Annotated in this window: 17 protein-coding genes; 7 read left to right on the forward strand and 10 right to left on the reverse strand. The window is 70.1% G+C overall.

The window, feature by feature from the left end:
* Positions 1-135: 135 nt before the first annotated feature.
* From AC07RM_RS35910 to AC07RM_RS35920, 3 genes are all read right to left on the reverse strand, one after another.
* The gene (locus AC07RM_RS35910) at positions 136-903 is read right to left on the reverse strand and encodes a class II glutamine amidotransferase (RefSeq protein WP_495337531.1); all 768 of its coding nucleotides are present in this window, start codon (positions 901-903) and stop codon (positions 136-138) included.
* 54 nt (positions 904-957) lie between these two features.
* On the reverse strand, positions 958-2,094 hold the full coding sequence (locus tag AC07RM_RS35915) for an ABC transporter substrate-binding protein (RefSeq protein WP_093350556.1): 1,137 nt from the start codon (positions 2,092-2,094) through the stop codon (positions 958-960).
* 71 nt (positions 2,095-2,165) lie between these two features.
* Positions 2,166-3,674, reverse strand: coding sequence for an MFS transporter (locus tag AC07RM_RS35920; protein WP_495337532.1), 1,509 nt, complete (start codon positions 3,672-3,674; stop codon positions 2,166-2,168).
* Between the two features lie 157 nt (positions 3,675-3,831).
* Between AC07RM_RS35920 and AC07RM_RS35925 the strand changes: the two genes are divergently transcribed.
* Positions 3,832-5,226, forward strand: a complete 1,395-nt coding sequence (locus AC07RM_RS35925) for a zinc-binding metallopeptidase family protein (protein ID WP_495337533.1) — start codon at positions 3,832-3,834, stop codon at positions 5,224-5,226.
* Here the strand turns inward: AC07RM_RS35925 and AC07RM_RS35930 are convergent.
* Positions 5,214-5,435 (reverse strand): cysteine-rich CWC family protein, encoded by a 222-nt coding sequence (locus AC07RM_RS35930; RefSeq protein WP_495323166.1) that lies wholly within the window; start codon positions 5,433-5,435, stop codon positions 5,214-5,216. The two genes, AC07RM_RS35925 and AC07RM_RS35930, sit on opposite strands and share 13 nt — an antisense overlap.
* Positions 5,435-6,697, reverse strand: a complete 1,263-nt coding sequence (locus AC07RM_RS35935; protein ID WP_495337534.1) for a 6-phosphofructokinase — start codon at positions 6,695-6,697, stop codon at positions 5,435-5,437. The genes AC07RM_RS35930 and AC07RM_RS35935 overlap by 1 nt, the downstream gene beginning before the upstream one ends.
* A gap of 200 nt (positions 6,698-6,897) precedes the next feature.
* On the opposite strand from AC07RM_RS35935, the gene AC07RM_RS35940 reads away from it, so the two are divergent.
* Entirely contained in the window at positions 6,898-7,809 is a 912-nt protein-coding gene (locus AC07RM_RS35940; protein ID WP_490879240.1) for a DUF4261 domain-containing protein, read from the forward strand.
* 10 nt (positions 7,810-7,819) lie between these two features.
* On the opposite strand, the gene AC07RM_RS35945 is transcribed toward AC07RM_RS35940, so the two are convergent.
* Both AC07RM_RS35945 and AC07RM_RS35950 read right to left on the reverse strand, forming a co-directional pair.
* Positions 7,820-8,647 carry an enoyl-CoA hydratase-related protein gene (locus AC07RM_RS35945; RefSeq protein ID WP_495337535.1) on the reverse strand — a complete coding sequence of 276 codons (828 nt, stop codon included), beginning with the start codon at positions 8,645-8,647 and terminating at the stop codon, positions 7,820-7,822.
* Between the two features lie 153 nt (positions 8,648-8,800).
* Positions 8,801-9,118: a DUF2917 domain-containing protein gene (locus tag AC07RM_RS35950; RefSeq protein WP_256222837.1), complete on the reverse strand. Its 318-nt coding sequence runs from the start codon at positions 9,116-9,118 to the stop codon at positions 8,801-8,803.
* An 81-nt stretch (positions 9,119-9,199) separates the two neighbouring features.
* Between AC07RM_RS35950 and AC07RM_RS35955 the strand changes: the two genes are divergently transcribed.
* Positions 9,200-10,147: a LysR substrate-binding domain-containing protein gene (locus AC07RM_RS35955; RefSeq protein WP_093350580.1), complete on the forward strand. Its 948-nt coding sequence runs from the start codon at positions 9,200-9,202 to the stop codon at positions 10,145-10,147.
* A gap of 21 nt (positions 10,148-10,168) precedes the next feature.
* Here AC07RM_RS35955 and AC07RM_RS35960 read toward each other — a convergent pair whose 3' ends face one another.
* A complete protein-coding gene (locus AC07RM_RS35960) occupies positions 10,169-10,678 on the reverse strand; it encodes a fasciclin domain-containing protein (RefSeq protein WP_398495430.1) in 510 nt (169 codons plus the stop codon).
* A gap of 503 nt (positions 10,679-11,181) precedes the next feature.
* Between AC07RM_RS35960 and AC07RM_RS35965 the strand changes: the two genes are divergently transcribed.
* Complete coding sequence (locus AC07RM_RS35965) at positions 11,182-11,397, forward strand: hypothetical protein (RefSeq protein ID WP_093350583.1); 216 nt, start codon at positions 11,182-11,184, stop codon at positions 11,395-11,397.
* A gap of 2 nt (positions 11,398-11,399) precedes the next feature.
* The gene (locus AC07RM_RS35970) at positions 11,400-12,176 is read left to right on the forward strand and encodes a hypothetical protein (RefSeq protein WP_495337536.1); all 777 of its coding nucleotides are present in this window, start codon (positions 11,400-11,402) and stop codon (positions 12,174-12,176) included.
* A gap of 3 nt (positions 12,177-12,179) precedes the next feature.
* Here the strand turns inward: AC07RM_RS35970 and AC07RM_RS35975 are convergent, their stop codons facing one another.
* On the reverse strand, positions 12,180-13,418 hold the full coding sequence (locus AC07RM_RS35975) for an MFS transporter (protein ID WP_495337537.1): 1,239 nt from the start codon (positions 13,416-13,418) through the stop codon (positions 12,180-12,182).
* Between the two features lie 94 nt (positions 13,419-13,512).
* Positions 13,513-15,687, reverse strand: a complete 2,175-nt coding sequence (locus tag AC07RM_RS35980) for a malate synthase G (protein WP_495337538.1) — start codon at positions 15,685-15,687, stop codon at positions 13,513-13,515.
* Between the two features lie 304 nt (positions 15,688-15,991).
* On the opposite strand from AC07RM_RS35980, the gene hisC reads away from it, so the two are divergent.
* A complete protein-coding gene (gene hisC, locus AC07RM_RS35985) occupies positions 15,992-16,981 on the forward strand; it encodes a histidinol-phosphate transaminase (protein WP_495337539.1) in 990 nt (329 codons plus the stop codon).
* Between the two features lie 74 nt (positions 16,982-17,055).
* Positions 17,056-18,024 (forward strand): Bug family tripartite tricarboxylate transporter substrate binding protein, encoded by a 969-nt coding sequence (locus AC07RM_RS35990; protein ID WP_495337540.1) that lies wholly within the window; start codon positions 17,056-17,058, stop codon positions 18,022-18,024.
* The last annotated feature ends 4 nt before the right edge of the window (positions 18,025-18,028 follow it).

An 18,028-nucleotide genomic window follows, 5' to 3' on the forward strand; every position in this document is an offset into this window, starting at 1 on the left:
TTAACGCACTCCTAATGGATTCCGATACTTTCTTGCAGTGTTGCAAAAATGTGTCAGAAAAAACGTTTCATCGGCAGGGCCATTGCCTGACCGAATCGGGCGTTGCCGCAGCGGCCGCGCCGGGCCGCCGCCCCCTCAGCGCCCCGAGCGCCGCCCGTCCACGAACACGTGCAGCTCGCCCGGCTCGAACGCGGTCCATTCCTCGTTGGTGGTCAGCGGCGCGGTCACCACCACCGCGACGCGGTCGTTGGGCGTGGTGTGCTGGGCGAAGTCGATCTCGAGGTCCTCGTCCGACAGCTGCGCGGTCACGAAGGGATGGCGCCGCTCGACGTACCAGAGGTGGGTGGAGGCATGGGCCCACAGCGCCTGCCCGTTCGAGAGCATGAAGTTGAAGGTGCCATGCCGCGCGAGCTGGGGCGCGAGTTCGCGCAAGGTCAGCGTGAGCTCCTCGACGCTCGGCACGCCCGCATGCGACTTCGCGAGCTCCTGCATCAGCCAGCAGAAGGCGTGCTCGCTGTCGGTGTTGCCCACCGGGTGGAAGTTGCCGTGCAGCCGCGGGCGGAAGTCCTTCAGGTCCCCGTTGTGCGCGAACACCCAGTAGCGGCCCCACAGCTCGCGCACGAAGGGGTGGCAGTTCTGCAGGTTGACCTCGCCCTGGGTGGCCTTGCGGATGTGGGCGATGACGTTGCGGCTCTGGATCGGGTAGCGCCGGATCAGCTCGGCCACCGGCGACTCGCAGGCCGGCTGGTGGTCGACGAAATGGCGCAGGCCGCGGTCCTCGAAGAAGGCGATGCCCCAGCCATCGGCGTGGTGGTCGGTGCGGCCACCGCGCTGCGCGAACCCCGTGAAGCTGAAGGTCACGTCGGTCGGCGTGTTGCAGTTCATCCCTAGCAATTGACACATGGGGGCCATTAGACACCGCCCCCGCTTACCCGAGCGCCCGGGTTTGCTTCCGCGTCAGCGCAGGAAGCGGCCTTCCTTGGTCACGCGGACCATCTCGATGAAGCGCGAGCCGGTGTTGCTGGCGCCGGTGAAGTCGAGCTCCATGCCGGCGATGCGCAGCTTCATCGCCTTGAGCGCCGCATGCAGCCGCGCGCGCGTGAGGTCGCGCCCGGCGCGGCGCAGCGACTCGATCATCACCAGCGCGTTCACGTAGCCCTCGAAGCTCAGGTAGCCGATGTCGACCTTGGCGCGCTCGGCGAGCTGGCGGTAGTCGCGCGCCACCGGCTCGACCTCGCTCCAGGGATAGGGCACCACCTGCGAGATCGCCAGCCCGCTGGTCTTGTCGCCCACCAGCTTGGCCGTGACGTCGCCCGGCACGATCGACATGCCGTAGAACATCTGCCGCCCGCCCGCGTCCCAGGCGCTCTTCATCACCTCGCCGCCGATGGCGCCGCCCAGGTACATGATCACCGCCTGCGCCTTGCTGTCGGCCAGCGCCTTGCCCATGGCGGCGTTGGTCGAGCCGTCGCCCTTGACCGCCACGGCCGCCACCGGCTTGAGCTGGTGCGCCGCGAGCGCGGCCTCGACCAGCTTCGTGACTTCGGCGCCGCCCGGGTTGTCGAGGCAGGCCGAGGCGATGCGCGTCACGCCGATGGTCGTGAGGTGCTGCACCAGCGCCTGCGCCTCGCGCGCGAAGGTAGCGCGCACGAAGTAGCCCGAGCCCATGACCTTCTCGCGCGCCGAATCCGACACCGCGTAGCCCGCGACCATCGGCGCGCCGCTTTGCGACAGCACCTTGGCCGCGGCCGCGGTGGTGGCCGAGCCGACGCAGCCGAAGAAGGCGAACGCGCGGTGCTCGCCGAGCAGCTTCTCGTAGTTGGCCACCGCCTTCTCGGGCGAGAGCTCGTCGTCGAGCGACACCAGCCGGATCTTGCGGCCCGAGACGCCGCCCTGCGCGTTGACGGCGTCGAAGGCCAGCCCGGCGCCGGCCATCACCACCTTGATCGGCGCGCCCAGCGGGCCGCTGAGGATGCCGGTGTGGCCGAGCACCACTTCGGTGTCGGTGACCCCGTTCTCGGCCGCGCGGGCCACGGAAAAAAGGCCAAGGCTGGCCGCGGCCGCCGAGGCGGCCATGAAGTTCCGACGATGCATGGGAGAAAACCGTCCAATCGATACAACTGATAACAATTGAAATCGATGGGCGGGTGTTTGCCCGCAGGGGTTTACCCCGGCTTGCGGGGCGCGTCGCCGGGATTCGCGCGGATGCGCAGTTGCCAGGCCGCGCAGATCGCGAGCGCGCACAGGCCGGCCAGCATCGCGAACACCTCGTCGAAGGCCGCCAGCCGCGCCGGGCTGGTCTGCGGGTTGGCGAGCGAGTCGCCGTGCGCCGCCAGCCGCCACTCGAGCACGATCGCGCACAGGCTCACGCCGGCCGCGCCGCCGAGCATGCGCACGAAGTTGATCGCGCTCGCGCCCTGCGGGATCAGCGGCTTGGCCAGCGGCCGCATCGAGCCCAGGTTCAGCGAGGGCAGGATGAAGCCCAGCCCGATGCGCCCGACGATCGCGAACGCCACCAGCAGCCACAGCGCGCTGTCGGCGCGCAGCAGCATCATCAGCGCGAACGAGGCCGCCAGCAGCGCCAGCCCGATGCTCACCAGCGCCCAGGTCGGCTGCCGGTCGGCCAGCCGGCCCACGCCCGCGATGGTGGCCGCCAGCACGAAGCCGGCCGGCAGCAGGATCGTGCCCACGTGCGAGGCCGACAGGTGCAGCCCGACCTGCATGTAGACCGGCAGCAGGTAGGTGGAGCCGAACAGCGCGGTGCCGTAGATGAAGGCGACCACGCTGCCCATCGCGAACTGGCGGTAGCCGAACAGCGCGAGGTTCATCAGCGGCGTGCCGCCCGCGGCCGCCAGCCGCCGCTGCCACCAGATGAAGAGCCCGAACGAGAGCAGCGCGCCGCCCAGCAGCGCGACCGCCTCGAGCGGCGAATCGCCGCGCAGCGCCACCAGCCCGTTGAGCAGGCACAGCGTGCCCACGGTGCCGAGCGCGAGGCCGCGCACGTCGAGCCCGCCGCTGCGCGCCGCGACCGCGCCGCCGGGCGCGGTGGTCGGCACGAACTTGTAGGCCAGCCACAGCGAAGCGAGGCAGAACGGCACCACCATGTAGAAGATCGAGCGCCAGCCGAACAGGTCGACCAGCACGCCGCCGATGCTCGGGCCGATGGCCGGCGCCAGCACCACGCCCATGCCGAAGATGCCGCTCGCGCGGCCCTGCTCGTGGGGCTCGAAGGCGCGCAGGATGATGATCGCGGGGATCGGCTGCACCACGCCCGCGGCCAGGCCCTCGGCCACGCGCGCCAGCAGCACCAGCGAGAAATCGTTGGCCATGCCGCCCGCGACGCCACCGGCCAGCAGCAGCAGCATGGTGCCCACGTAGGTGCGCCGGTAGCCGTAGCGCGCCAGCAGCCAGGGCGTGGTGAGCATCGAGACCGTCATCGCCACCATGAAGCCCGAGCTCACCCACTGGGCGCGCTCCTGGCCCAGCGAGAAGTGGTGGCTCATGCCGGGGATCGCCACGTTGACGATGGTCGAGGACATGATCGAGGCCATCGTGCCCACCATCACCGACAGCAGCAGGTACCAGCGGTAGCGTTCGCCGTAGCGCGCGCGCAGCGGGCCCATGGCGGGGGTCGGGGCCGGCGGGGCGGCTTCGGGCGTCTCTTGGTGGGTCATCGGCGGTGGGGGAGCGGCGGGCGTGAAGGTCGGCGATGCCGGGCCCGTCGTCCTACAAGCATATCGGGCTTTGCGCGGCGGGCCGCATCGAAGGCGGCTCCACAATGCCCGGGCTGTCCCGCATCCGACCCTCCGCCGACATTACACAAAGACGACCATGGATCACTCTCCCCCCGCGACGAACGACGAAACGACGCCCGAGTTCGCCGAGGGCGCGACCACCCTGGCCGCCGAGCTCGCCGCACCCACCGTCACGCGCGCCTACCGCTGCCAGTGCGGCCGGCCCGTGTTCCTGCGCAACAGCGAATGCCTGGCCTGCCACACGCCGCTGGGCTACGTGGAGGACAGCCTCGGCGTCGTGCCGCTCGCGCCCGCCGCGGCCGAGGATGCCAACGGCAACGCCATCGCCGAGCCCGACAGCTACACGATCTTCGGCGACCCGCAGGGCCCGACCTACCGCCGCTGCGCCAACCTGATGACGCCCGCGGCCTGCAACTGGATGGTGCCGGTGGCGCGCCCGGGCCAGGCGCTCGCGCCCGACACGCACGGCCTCGCGCCCGGCTACTGCCTGGCCTGCAGCGTCACGCGCACCATCCCCGATCTCTCGGTGGCCGGCAACGACGAACTCTGGCGCAAGCTCGAGCAGGCCAAGCGGCGCCTGATCTCGCAGCTGCTTGCGCTGCGGCTGCCGGTGGTGAGCCGCCATGCCGACCCGGTGCACGGCCTGGCCTTCGACTTCCTGAGCAACGTGCCGGGCGGCCCGCACGTGATGACCGGGCACGACACCGGCATCATCACCCTCAATGCCGAGGAGGCCGAGGACGCGGTGCGCGAGCGCATCCGCACCGAGATGCGCGAGCCCTACCGCACGCTGGTGGGCCACTTCCGCCACGAGATCGGCCACTACTACTGGGACCTGCTGGTGCTGCCCTCGGCCTGGCTCGAGGACTTCCGCACGCTGTTCGGCGACGAGCGCGCTGACTACGGCGCCGCGCTGCAGCAGCACTACAACCAGGGCCCGCCGCCCGACTGGGCGCAGCGCCTCGTGAGCAGCTACGCCAGCATGCATCCGTGGGAGGACTGGGCCGAGACCTGGGCCCACTACCTGCACATGGCCGACTCGGCCGACACCGCGATGAGCTTCGGCGTCGATGCCACCAACGTCGAACTCACGAGCGACCTGTTCACGCCCGAGGACCTGTGGCGGCCCGAGCATCCCGAGGCCGCGAAATTCCTCGACTTCATCAACAGCTGGGTGCGGCTGACCAACGTGCTCAACGAGCTCTCGCGCAGCATGGGCCAGCCCGACTTCTATCCCTTCGTGCTGCCGCGCACCGCCGTCGGCAAGCTGCAGTTCATCCACTGCGTGGTGACCGAACTGCGCGGCGACGGCGGGCCTTCCCTGGTGACGGCGCAGGACGTGGAGGCGGCGGCCGAGGCCGCGGCGGAGGCACAGGAGCAGGCACAGGAGCAGACGCAGGTGCAGGGACAGCAGCAGTCGCAAGGGCAGACGGCCGAGGCGCCGGCCCAGCCCGCGGTTCAGTCGCCCTGAGCGCCCGCCGCGCAGCGCGCGCAGATGCAGGCCTGGCCGCGCAGCGCCTCGGGCAGGCGCTCGAGCGGCGCCAGCGAGAAATCCACCGCCATGCACCAGCACGGCGGCTGCGGCTGGCCGGTCTCGCGCTCGATCTCCATCGCGCAGCGGTTCGCCTCGCCGCACAGCGGGCAGCGCGTGGCGTCAAGCGCCTGCACCGTGTTCGCCATCACGCGAGCTCGAACGGCGGCAGCTTCTTCGGCACCGCCACGTTGCTGAGCGTGGCATAGACCGGCAAGCCACTGCGGTAGGCCGGGTAGTCCTCGCCCTCGATCAGCGGCAGCAGGTAGCGCCGGCATTTCTCGGTGATGCCATAGCCGTCGTCGGAGATGAAGTCGCGCGGCATCGGCTTCTCGACATTGGCCACCGAGGCCAGCGGCGCGCTGCCGATGGCGTAGGCATAGGGCAGGTCGGAGGTGCGTTCGATCGTCGGCATCACCGCGTTGTGGCCCTCGAGCGCGAGCTCGACCGCGCGCTGCCCGAGTTCGTAGGCCTGGCGCACGTCGGTGGCCGAGGCGATGTGGCGCGCCGCGCGCTGCAGGTAGTCGGCCACCGCCCAGTGGAACTTGTGGCCCAGCGCGTCCTTCACCATCTGCGCCACCACGGGCGCCGCGCCGCCGAGCTGCGCATGGCCGAAGGCGTCGCGCGTGCCCTGCTCGGCGAGGAAGGTGCCGTCGGGATGGTGGCAGCCCTCGGACACCACCACCGAGCAGTAGCCGTGCTGCTTCACCAGCGCATCGACGCGCGCGAGGAAGCGTGTCTTGTCGAACTCGATCTCGGGGAACAGCACCACCACCGGAATGCCCTGGTCGGCCACGAGCCCGCCGGCCGCCGCGATCCAGCCCGCGTGCCGGCCCATCACCTCGAGCACGAACACCTTGGTCGAGGTGGCGGCCATCGAGCGCACGTCGAACGAGGCCTCGAGCGTGGACACCGCCACGTACTTCGCGACCGAGCCGAAGCCCGGGCAGCAGTCGGTCAGCGGCAGGTCGTTGTCGATGGTCTTGGGCACGTGGATGGCCTGCAGCGCATAGCCCATCGACTGCGAGAGCTGGCTCACCTTGAAGCAGGTGTCGGCCGAATCACCGCCGCCGTTGTAGAAGAAGTAGCCGATGCCGTGCGCCTTGAAGACCTCGATCAGCCGCTCGTACTCGCGCCGGTTCTTCTCGAGCGACTTGAGCTTGTAGCGGCAGGAGCCGAAGGCGCCCGCGGGCGTGCTGCGCAGCGCGGCGATGGCCTCGGCCGGCTCGGCGCCGGTGTCGATCAGGTCCTCGGTCAGCGCGCCGATGATGCCGTTGCGACCGGCGTAGACCTTGCCGATGCGATCGGGATGCCGGCGCGCAGTCTCGATCACGCCGCAGGCCGAGGCATTGATGACCGAGGTGACACCGCCCGACTGGGCGTAGAAGGCGTTGGTGGGGTTCGTGGGCATGCGGGGGTCCTTCGCGCGGAGAGGAGAGAGGCATTCTGGCGCAGTCGCCGTCGGGCGGCCAACCGGCACGTGTCGTCACCGTCCGCGATTACAGTGCGTCGTGCAGCCACGCACCCTACGCCGCGTGCATGAAAGCGTCGTGCATCGCCTCGCGTCGCTGCCCATCTTGTTGCACACCTGACCCTGCCTGGAGTTCATGCATGAGCATCTTTTCTCGCTTCTTCGGCCGCAAGAGCGAGTCCGCCGACGCCGATGACGCCCATGACGTCGGCGCGCTGGCGGCGAATCCCGACATCGAGAACCCCGTTGCGCTGACCGTGGTGTTCGCGCAGCCGCTGCAGCTCGACATCGCCGCGTTCGGCCAGGCACTGCGCGGCTTCCATGCCTCGACCGCCGATGCGCGCAGCGAGATCTCTCCCGATCCCGGTCCCTTCATCGCGCTGGCGGGCTGGAAGAAGCACGTGGTGCGCATGGTCGGCTTCGACGCGCCGATGCAGGCCGAGGCGCTCGAGAACTGCGTGGCGCCTGCGCACTATCCGCAAGCGCTGAAGGCGCAGGTGCGCGCGCACCGGGGCCATGTGATCCTCTACTACGGGGGGTACGAGGCCTCGGTGCTCGAGCAGTACGTGGCGCTCGCGACCGTGGCCGGCGCGCTGGCCCGGCTCGGCGCGCTCGCGGTGCTCAATGAAGCGGCACGCACCTCGCTGCCCGCGGCGGTATTCGATGCCGAGGTCGAGGGCGATCGCATCGAACTGCTGCGCTACCTGGACCTGACCGCGCTGTACTGCGGCTTCGTCAAGTACGAGGTCGAGGGTGTGCAGGGCGTGTGGATGCGCACCTATGGCGCCGATCGCTTCGGTCACGCCGACCTCGCCGTGCTGGCCGAAGGCCATCATGAGGGCGAGATCTACTTCCAGATGTTCAGCAACGTGCTGCGGTACCTGATCGACAGCGGCGCCGAGCTGGGTGCGGGCCACACCATGCAGGCCGATAAGAACAGCTTCCTGCGGCTGCGTGCGCCCTTGGCGACCGAGTACTTCCTCGACGGTCCCGGTCCGGTGCTGGTGGTCGAGGTGATCGGCGCGGACGAGATCAACCAGCGGCCGCACTGAGGCGCGCCGCTCAGCGCCCCGGAAACTCCGGCGCGCGCTTCTGCAGGAACGCGCTCACGCCTTCGCGGAAGGTCGCTCGCTCGATCAGCTCGCGCTGGCGTTCGCTCTCGTAGTGCAGCTGCTCGGGCAGCGTGTGGCGCTCGGCCGCGGCGAAGGCGGCGCGCGCCTCGGTCACGGCATGCGCGGGCAGGCGCGCGAGGCGCTGCGCGGTCTCGCGCGCCTCGGTCATCAGGTTCTCGTCGTCCACGCAGCCCCAGATCAGGCCCCACTGCACCGCGCGCCCGGCGCCGAGCCGCTCGTCGAGCAGCGCCATGCCCATCGCACGCGCCCGGCCCGCGCGGTGCGGAATGGCCCAGGTGCAGCCCAGGTCCGGCACGATGCCGAGCTTGGGCAGGAAGGGCAGGTAGAAGTAGGCGCTGCGCGCGGCCAGCGTGATGTCGGCCGCGAGCGCGAGGCCCACGCCGGCACCGGCGGCCGCGCCGTTGACGGCGGCCACCACGGGGATGGGCATCGACTGCAGCGTCTCGATCAGCGGGTTGCTCAGCGACTGCATCCATTCGGCGGTCTGGTCGCCGAGCGTCTTGCCGTCCTGCGGCGGGCGCATCGCGCTGAGGTCGGCGCCCACGCAGAAGGCCTTGCCGGCGCCCGTGAGGATCAGGGCGCGCACGGCGCGGTCGTCGCGGATGCGTTCGAGGTGGGCGCGCAATTCCTGCTGCAGTTCGATCGCCAGCGGGTTGAGCTTGGCCGGCAGGTTGAGCGTGAGCGTGGCGATGCCCTCGTCGAGCGCGTAGAGCACGCAGGGCTGGGCGCCCGGGTCCTGTGGTGGCTGCTGCGTCATCGGAATCTCTCCACGTGTTCGTCGGCTCGGATGTTCGGCGGGAATGGATGACCGTGCACGGCGCCCAAAGAAAAAGCCGCCCGTCGACGGGGCGGCTCTGGCTGGCGTGCTCCGATTCCCTGGCATCGATGGTTCGATGCCGGGGAGCCAGGGTCAAGCCGGGGACAACCCGTGGGGCAGCAGTCGCCAAGGCGACCGTCGGCGCGCGGGCACGGGCAGCGGGATCGCGGCCGGTTGCGCGTCCGACACCGTGATGCGCGCGGGCTCGAGCGCCGACACCAGGATGCGGCGGTGCTCGGTGCCCTCGAAGCGCTCGCCGGGCTCGAGCACGATGTCGCGCGGATCGCGGTCCAGGGTGACCCAGACCGAGCCGCTGCGGCATTCGATACCGACGCCGGCGCCATCGGCCACGGCGAAGACCGCGCGCGCCGGCAGGCTGAGCTGGAAGCAGGAAGGGAAGGGGGTGCTCATGGCAAGCTCCATTGCATTCGTCATGCGAATGAATATATTGAGCGCCCAGTCCTTTACAAACGGTCTTTTGGAACTCATTGCATGCGTATAGAGAATGCAAAGAAGGCCTCGCCGGCCCAGCCCCAGAGCGTGGTCGACCTGCCGCCGCTGGAACTCATGCGCAGCTTCGAGGCGGCCGCGCGCCGGCTGAGCTTCACGCTGGCCGCGACCGAGCTGCATCTCACGCAGTCGGCCGTGAGCCGGCAGATCCAGCAGCTCGAGGCGAGCCTGGGCGTGCTGCTGTTCGAGCGCCGCCACCGCGCGCTGGTGCTCACCGAGGCCGGCGGCGTGATGCAGCGCGCTGTCACCGACAGCCTGGAGCGGCTGCGCGATGCCACCGCGCGCGTGCGCGCCGGTTCGGCGCCGCGCCAGGTCGCGATCACCACCACGCCGGGCTTCGCCTCGCTCTGGCTGATCCCGCGGCTCGCGCGCTTCACCGGCAGCCATCCGCAGGTCGACGTGCGCGTGTCGGCCACGCTCGAGGTGCTCGACCTCGAGCGCAGCCGCGTCGACGTGGCGGTGCGGCTGATGCCGGTCTCGCGCGGCAAGGGGCCGGCGCTGTTCGAGGAGAGCGTGGTGCCGCTGTGCTCGCCCGCGCTCGCGAAGTCGCTGCGCAAGCCGGCCGATCTCGCGAACCTCACCTTGCTCACGGTCGAGTACCCCGACCACAGCGAGGCGCCCACGATCGACTGGGAACCCTGGCTCAAGGTGATGGGGCTGCACGACCTGCGCATGAAGAGCACGCTGCGCTTCACGCAGTACGCCGACGCGGTGGGCGCGGCGGTGGCGGGGCAGGGCGTGGTGATCGGGCGCCTGCCGCTGTTGCGCGAGCTGATGCGCGAGGGCCGGCTGGTGGCGCCGCTGGGCGAGGGCGCGGCCTCGCAGCGCGGCTACTTCGTCGAGACCTCGCGGCGTGCCGCGGGCAACCGCGACGCGCTCGAGTTCGCGCAGTGGCTGCGCGAGGAGGCCGAGGCGGCGCAGCGCGCCTGAGCACGCCGCGCCGGCGGGCGATCAGCCCGGCAGCAGCACCTTGTTCACGACGTGGATCACGCCGTTCGACTGGTAGACGTCGGCGATCGTCACCATCGCGGTGCCGCCCTTCGCGTCGGTCACGAGCACGTTGCTGCCGCTCATCATCGCGGTCAGCGTGCCGCCGCTCGCGGTCTTCAGCATGGCCTTGCCGCCGCCGGCCTTGATCGCGTTCATCAGCGCGGCGCTGTCCATGCGGCCGGGCACCACGTGGTAGGTCAGCACCGTCGTCAGCGTGCCCTTGTTCTCGGGCTTGAGCAGCGTGTCGACCGTGCCGGGCGGCAGCGCGGCGAAGGCCGCGTTGGTCGGTGCGAACACGGTGAACGGTCCGGGGCTCTTGAGCGTGTCGACCAGGCCCGCGGCCTTCACCGCCGCGACCAGCGTCGTGTGGTCCTTCGAATTCACGGCGTTGTCGACGATGTCCTTCGTCGGATACATCGGTGCGCCGCCGACCATGGGCGTGTTCGTGTTGCTGCTGCCACCCATGCCCATGCCGCCCGCGCAAGCGCCGAGCAGGACCGAGACACCGAGTGCGATGACGAGTTTCTTCATGAAGGTCTCCTTGAGGAGTGCGCCATGCGCGCACCGCCGTGTGTCTGTGGAACCGCCAACAGCGCGGAGGCGCGATGCGCTTGAGACCAATACGGGGCGCATGCGCGGCTGGATTCGCGCGCTGGTTTTTTTCTTCGCTGCCGGCGAATGGGACACGTCGCCTTCACGCCACAGCGTTGCACAACGGTCTTGCGCGCCGCGCGCGGCCTCGCCAGAATCCGGCCTTCATTTTTCAGCGACAGTTTTTCTTTCACGCGCGCACGGCGACGATCGACCTCCCGGGCGCCCCACCACTTCAATGAACCGTTCTCTGAACTCCTGACCGCACACCGACCGCCCCGGCCGGATGTGCATCCACGCATCCCGCCGCGGCCGTATCGACAAGGGCCCCGCGCGCAAGTATTCGCCGGGGCCTTTTTGTTTTTGATCCGGAGTGTGTGCACATGAGTGCTCAGCGAAAGGCCCGCGACGACGAGAAGCGTCTGGGCCGGTTCTATTTCTCGGTGCCGGGCGAAGCCCCGCGCAATCCCGTCGTGGCCGCGATGGCACGCCGCGCATCCAGCCAGGGTGCGGGCCGTCACCTGCGCACGCATCGCGCCGAGCGGCGCGCGCAGAAGGTCGCGCTGCAGAAGGCGGCGCGCGGACTGAAGGAGGACTGACCATGCGCGAAGACATGGACAAGGTGATCGTGGAACGCCCGCGCGGCGGCTGGCGCGCGCAGGGCGACGGCCGCCCCTGGCGCAACAGCCCCGAGCGCGGCTCGCACCTGGGCATGCGGCGCGGCTACCAGCGCCCCAAGTGGCTCAGCGAGAACCTGCAGCCGCTCAAGCGCTGGCTGCACAAGCAGGTGCATCGGCCCTGGGACAAGGTGTGGAGCGAACTCTGCGAAGGCATCGACCGGCGCAACACGGTGCAGGCGCACATCTTCGTGCACATCGACCAGTTCGTCGAACGCCAGGCCGAACTGCACGAGGGCGAGGTGTGGGTGCCGGGCCGCATGTGGCAGCAGCGGATGGTGCCGCTGCGCGAGTCGGCGTCGGTGGAGCTGTTCGTGCATCCCGGCACGGGCATCCTGCTGCCCAACCGCCACCTGCAGCGCGCGAAGCAGCAGCGCAAGGCCGAGTGGGCCGAGCGCTATGGCAGCCGCGACACGGTGCGGCCCTATGCGCCGTATCACGTGATCGATGCCGTCACGCAGTGGCACCGCATCGATGGCGCCTGGTGGGAGGTGAGGCTCGCGCGCCTGCCCGAGGCGCGCGGCGGCGAGGCCGAGCCGCCGCGCTACGACGTGCTGCGCCGCTGCTTCGTCACGCGCAAGGGTTGCGAGCCCCCGGCCTTCGGCAGCACCGATGCGCAGGCCATGTACGGCCGGCCGCACGTGTACGCGCAAGGCATGCGCCGGCTGGGCCGCGTGGAGGTGCGCTCGCGGCTCGGCTGAGCCTCAACGGCCGGCGGCGACCGCGCCCGTGCGTTCGTGCGCGCGCGGCAGCAGCAGGAAGGCCGTGGTGCCCGCGGCCAGCATCAGCGCGATCGTGAGGAACACCGCGCGGAACGGCTCGACACCGTTCGAGGCCGCCCACGAGGCGGCCACGCCGGTGGTCCACTGCATCAGCGAGACGCCGAGGAACATCGCCATGTTGAGCAGCGACAGCGCGCGCCCGGTCATCGCGGCCGGATAGGCGGCGCGCGTGTACGAGTACTGCAGCACCGAGTAGCCCGAGAGCAGGCCGTAGAGGATCGGCAGGCCGATGTCGACCGCCAGCGACTGCGTGAACGCCATCAGCGCGAACATGATCGCGGCCACGGAGGCGCAGCCCATGAGCCAGCGCCCGCGCCGCGCGCCGCCGGGATCGAGCCGGCCGAACAGGGCCGGGCTGATCATGCCCGCGACGGTCATCACCAGCGCCACGTTGCCGCTGCTCACGAGCGAGAGCCCGTGGCGGTCGTGCAGCACCGGGCCGAGCCAGAGGCCGCGCAAGGTGATGAAGGCCGCATACGAGACGCAGGCGAAGCACAGCAGGCCCAGCGTGTGCGGCATCGCGAACAGCGGCAGCAGCTCGCGCACCGCCTTGCCCACCGTCTGGCGCTGCGTGGCCTGCGCATGCGGCGGCTCGTGCACGCGCCAGAACACGAAGCCCCACGACAGCACCGCGAAGCCCGCGAGGCAGGCATAGCCAGCGCGCCAGCTCGCGGCCTCGATCAGCAGCGCCAGCGGCGTGCCGGTGAACAGGATGCCCAGGCCCGCGAGGCTCATGACCAGGCCCGACATCGCGGTGAAGCGCGCGGCCTCGAAGTGGCGCGCGATGAACACGGTGCAGGCCAGGAAGGCCGGCGCGCAGCCGACGCCGATCATCGCCTGGCCGAGCAGCAGTGCATGGAAGCTCGGCGCCAGCGCGCACAGCACCGCGCCCGCGATCGCGAGCGGAAAGGCCGTGAGCACCGTGCGGCGCACGCCGTACATGTCGATCGAGACGCCCATCGCGAGCTGCGTGGCGCCGAACATGAAGTGGAAGGTGCCGGCCCACAGGCCGAGCGCCTGCGCCGTGAGACCGAAGTGCTGCGACAGCGGCGTGGCCATCATCGCGCCGACGGTGCGGAAGGCCTGGCTCAGCGCGAAGGCCGAGGCCAGCACGATCAGCATCGAGGTGGCCGAGCGTGCGCGGGCCGGGGAGAACGTCATGGGACAGCAGGAAACGGAGAGCGGCCTGCATCCTAACCAGCCATGAAAAACGGCGCCCGAAGGCGCCGCGGTTCGCGAGTCGTTCGCTCGGCGATCAGGCTTCGCCCTTGACCTTCAGGCGCCAGGCGTGCAGCAGCGGCTCGGTGTAGCCGCTGGGCTGCTCGATGCCCTTGAACACCAGGTCCTGCGCGGCCTTGTAGGCGGCCGAGGTGTCGAAGTGGCCGGCCATCGGCTGGTACAGCGGGTCGCCGGCGTTCTGCTCGTCCACCACCTTGGCCATGCGCTGGAAGGTCTCGTCGACCTGCGCCTTCGTGACCACGCCGTGCAGCAGCCAGTTGGCGATGTGCTGGCTCGAGATGCGCAGCGTGGCGCGGTCTTCCATCAGGCCCACGTTGTGGATGTCGGGCACCTTCGAGCAGCCCACGCCCTGGTCGATCCAGCGCACCACGTAGCCCAGGATGCCCTGCACGTTGTTGTCGATCTCCTGCTGCTTCTCGGCCTCGGTCCACTTGGCTTCGGCGGCGATCGGCACCTGCAGCAGCGCATTCAGGATGTTGTCGCGCTCGGCATCGGCGTCGATCTTCTCGAGCTCCTGCTGCACCGCGGTCACGCTGACCTGGTGGTAGTGCAGCGCATGCAGCGTGGCGGCGGTGGGCGAGGGCACCCAGGCGGTGTTGGCACCGGCCTTCGGGTGGCCGATCTTCTGCTCGAGCATGGCGGCCATCAGGTCGGGCATGGCCCACATGCCCTTGCCGATCTGCGCCTTGCCGCGCAGGCCGCACGACAGGCCGACCAGCACGTTGTTCTTCTCGTAGGCGCCGATCCAGGCGCTGGCCTTCATGTCGCCCTTGCGGATCATCGGGCCGCCCTGCATGGCGGTGTGCATCTCGTCGCCGGTGCGGTCGAGGAAGCCGGTGTTGATGAAGGCCACGCGCGCGGCGGCCTCGGCGATGCAGGCCTTGAGGTTCACGCTGGTGCGGCGCTCCTCGTCCATGATGCCGAGCTTCACGGTGTTGGCCGGCAGGCCCAGCAGTTGCTCGACGCGGCCGAACAGCTCGCTCGCGAAGGCCACTTCGGCCGGGCCGTGCATCTTGGGCTTGACGATGTAGATGCTGCCGGTGCGCGAGTTGCCCTTGCGCTTGAGGTCGATCATCGCGATGGTGGTGGTCACCACGGCATCGAGGATGCCTTCGGGGATTTCCTTGCCGCCGTCGTACAGCACGGCCGGGTTGGTCATCAGGTGGCCCACGTTGCGCAGGAACATCAGCGAGCGGCCATGCAGCTTGATCGGCTGGCCGTTGGCGCCGGTGTATTCGCGGTCGGGGTTGAGGCCGCGCGTGAAGGTCTTGCCGCCCTTGGCGACTTCTTCCGTCAGCGTGCCCTGCACGATGCCGAGCCAGTTCGAGTAGGCGACCACCTTGTCGGCGGCATCGACCACGGCCACCGAGTCCTCGAGGTCGAGGATGGTCGACAGCGCGGCCTCGAGCACCAGGTCGCTGACGCCGGCGGCGTCGCTCTTGCCGATCGGGGTGGAGCGGTCGATGCGGATGTCGAGGTGGATGCCGTTGTGCTTGAGCAGCACCGACGACGGGGCCGAGGCATCGCCCTGGTAGCCGATGAACTGCGCGGGATCGGCCAGCGCGGTGCTGCTGCTCTGCAGCGCGACGACCAGCTGGCCGTCCTTCACGCTGTAGCCGGTGGCGTTCTTGTGCGAGCCGTTGACCAGCGGCGCGGCCTGGTCGAGCACGTTGCGCGCGAACTCGATGACCTTGGCGCCGCGCACGGGGTTGTAGCCCTTGCCCTTCTCGGCGCCGCCGGTTTCGGGAATCGCATCGGTGCCGTAGAGCGCGTCGTACAGCGAGCCCCAGCGCGCGTTGGCTGCGTTGAGCGCGTAGCGTGCGTTGAGGATCGGCACCACCAGCTGCGGGCCGGCCTGCTGCGCCAGTTCGGCGTCGACGTTGGCGGTGGTCGCCTTCGCGCCCTGGGGCTGCGGCAGCAGGTAGCCGATCTTCTCGAGGAAGGCGCGGTAGGCCGGCATGTCGGCGATCGGGCCGGGGTTCTTCTTGTGCCAGGCGTCGAGCTCGCTCTGCAGGCGGTCGCGCTCGGCGAGCAGCGCCACGTTCTTGGGCGCGAGGTCGGTGACGATGGCGTCGAAACCCTTCCAGAAGGTCTCGCTGGCCACGCCGCTGGCGGGCAGCACCTTCTCCTCGACGAAGCGGTGGAGTTCGGTCGCGACCTGGAGTCCGTGGGCGGTGGTGCGGGCGGTCATGTTTTCTCCTCGGGGACGAAATGCAAAGCGATGCGGTGGGGTGTATTCGGATTCGGGGCGCGCACACGCGCGATCCATAACCTCCACTTTATTGCATACCGTAGTGAAGAGTAATAGCTCAAAGCGGGATTAATCGATGACAAAAATGAATGTAATCGGCGTCGCTCACCGTCATTGCGTTCACCCGCGGCCTGCAATGCGTTCACCGGCCCGCCACCGCGGGAAGGGTAGGCCCCGATGGCCACGCCGGGCCGGCCGGATAAATTTAACTTCTTAAATAAATCCGCCTTTTTGCACCGACGACATGACCGCCCCGAAGATCCTCCTGGCCTCCAACGAAAACCCGCTCGGCATGCCCGAGTCGGCGCGCCGCGCGGCCGCCGACGCGCTCGCGGGCGCCGGCACCTACCCCGACAGCAACGGCAGCGCGCTCAAGCAGGCGCTGTCGGCACGGCTGGACGTGCCGTCCGAATGGCTGGTGCTGGGCAGCGGCTCGAGCGAGATCCTCGAGCTGGCCGCGCAGGTCAGCCTGAAGCCGGGCGAGAGCGTGGTCTATTCGCAGTACGGCTTCGTGGTCTACGCCCAGGCCACGGCGCACGCCCATGCGCGCGCCACCGTGGTGCCGGCGCGCGACTTCGGCCACGACCTCGACGCGATGCGCGCGGCGATCGGCGAGGACACGCAGCTGGTCTTCGTCGCCAACCCCAACAACCCCACCGGCAGCTTCATCGAGGCCGCGCCGCTCGAGGCCTTCCTGCAGTCGGTGCCGGCGCACGTGACGGTGCTGCTCGACGAGGCCTACACCGAGTACCTCGCGCCCGCGCAGCGCTACGACAGCATCGGCTGGGTGCGGCGGCTGCCGAACCTGATCGTGGCGCGCACCTTCTCCAAGGCCTTCGGCCTCGCGGGCCTGCGCATCGGCTACGGCGTGGCGCAGCCCGCGCTGGCCGCGCGCATGAACGCGCAGCGCCCGCGCTTCAACGTCACGACGCCGGCGCTGGCCGCGGCCACGGCCGCGCTGGGCGACGCGGATTTCCTCGCGCGCAGCTACGAACTCAACACCGCCGGGCGCGCGCAGCTCGCCGCGGGCTTCGACGAACTCGGCCTCGCGCACCTGCCCTCGTCGGGCAACTTCCTGATGGTGAAGGTGGGCGACAGCGCCGCGGTGCATGCGCGCCTGCTGGCCGCGGGCATCGAGGTCTCGCTGCTGGGCAACTACGGCCTGGGCGAATGGCTGCGCATCTCGGTCGGCCTGCCCGAGCAGAACCGCGCGCTGCTGGCCGCATTGCGCTGAAGAACGAAGAGATCCAGGGACGACGACACGACAACAACGCGACAGACCATCCACCCCCGAGGAGACAGACCCCCATGAAACGCCGTCAGTTCGCAGCGCAGGCCGCTGCATTCGCCGCCGCCGCCGCCATCGCGCCGCGGTCCTTCGCGCAGGAGCGCACCCTGCGCATCCTGGTGGGCTTCCCGCCCGGCGGCTCGGCCGACGTGGTCGCGCGCCTGCTGGCCGACAAGATGCGCGTGACGCTCAACCAGAACGTCATCATCGACAACAAGCCCGGCGCGGCCGGCCGGCTCGCGCTCGCCGAGGTCAAGCGCGCGGCGCCCGACGGCAACACGCTGGTGTTCTCGCCGAGCGGCGCGCTGGTGATCCATCCGTGGCTCTACCCGAGCCTCGGCTACGACCCGGTCAAGGACTTCACGCCGGTCGCGCTTGCGGGCACCTTCGACTTCGCGGTCACGGCCGGCCCCGGCGCGCCGGCCGGTGACCTCAAGGCGGTGCTGGCCTGGATGAAGGCCAACCCCACCAAGGCCAACTACGCGACCTCGGGCGCGGGCACGGTGCCGCACTTCGCGGGCCAGCTGCTGGCGCAGGCCTCGGGCGTGCCGATGACGCACGTGGCCTACCGCGGCGGCGCGCCGGCCGCGCAGGACCTGATCGGCGGCCAGGTGCCGTTGATGGTCGACACCGCCTCGGAGACCATCGAGCACCACCGCGCGGGCAAGGTGCGCATCCTCGCGATGACCGGCGCGCAGCGCAACCGCTCGCTGCCCGAGGTGCCCACGCTCAAGGAGGCCGGCATCGACGTCACGGCCAATGCCTTCTTCGGCCTCTACGGCCCGGCCGGCCTGCCGGCCGAGACGGTGCAGCGCCTCGACCGCGCCGTGGCCGAGGCGCTGCGCGCGCCCGACGTGCAGGAGCGCATCTATGCACTGGGCCTGGTGCCCACGCACGCCGGCCCGACCGAACTCGCGGCCACGCAGGCGGCGCACCTGAAGATGTGGGAGCTGCCGATCAAGAACTCGGGCTTCAAGGCCGAGGGCTGAGCGC

The sequence above is a fragment of the Variovorax sp. GW821-FHT09B05 genome, assembly GCF_059418265.1.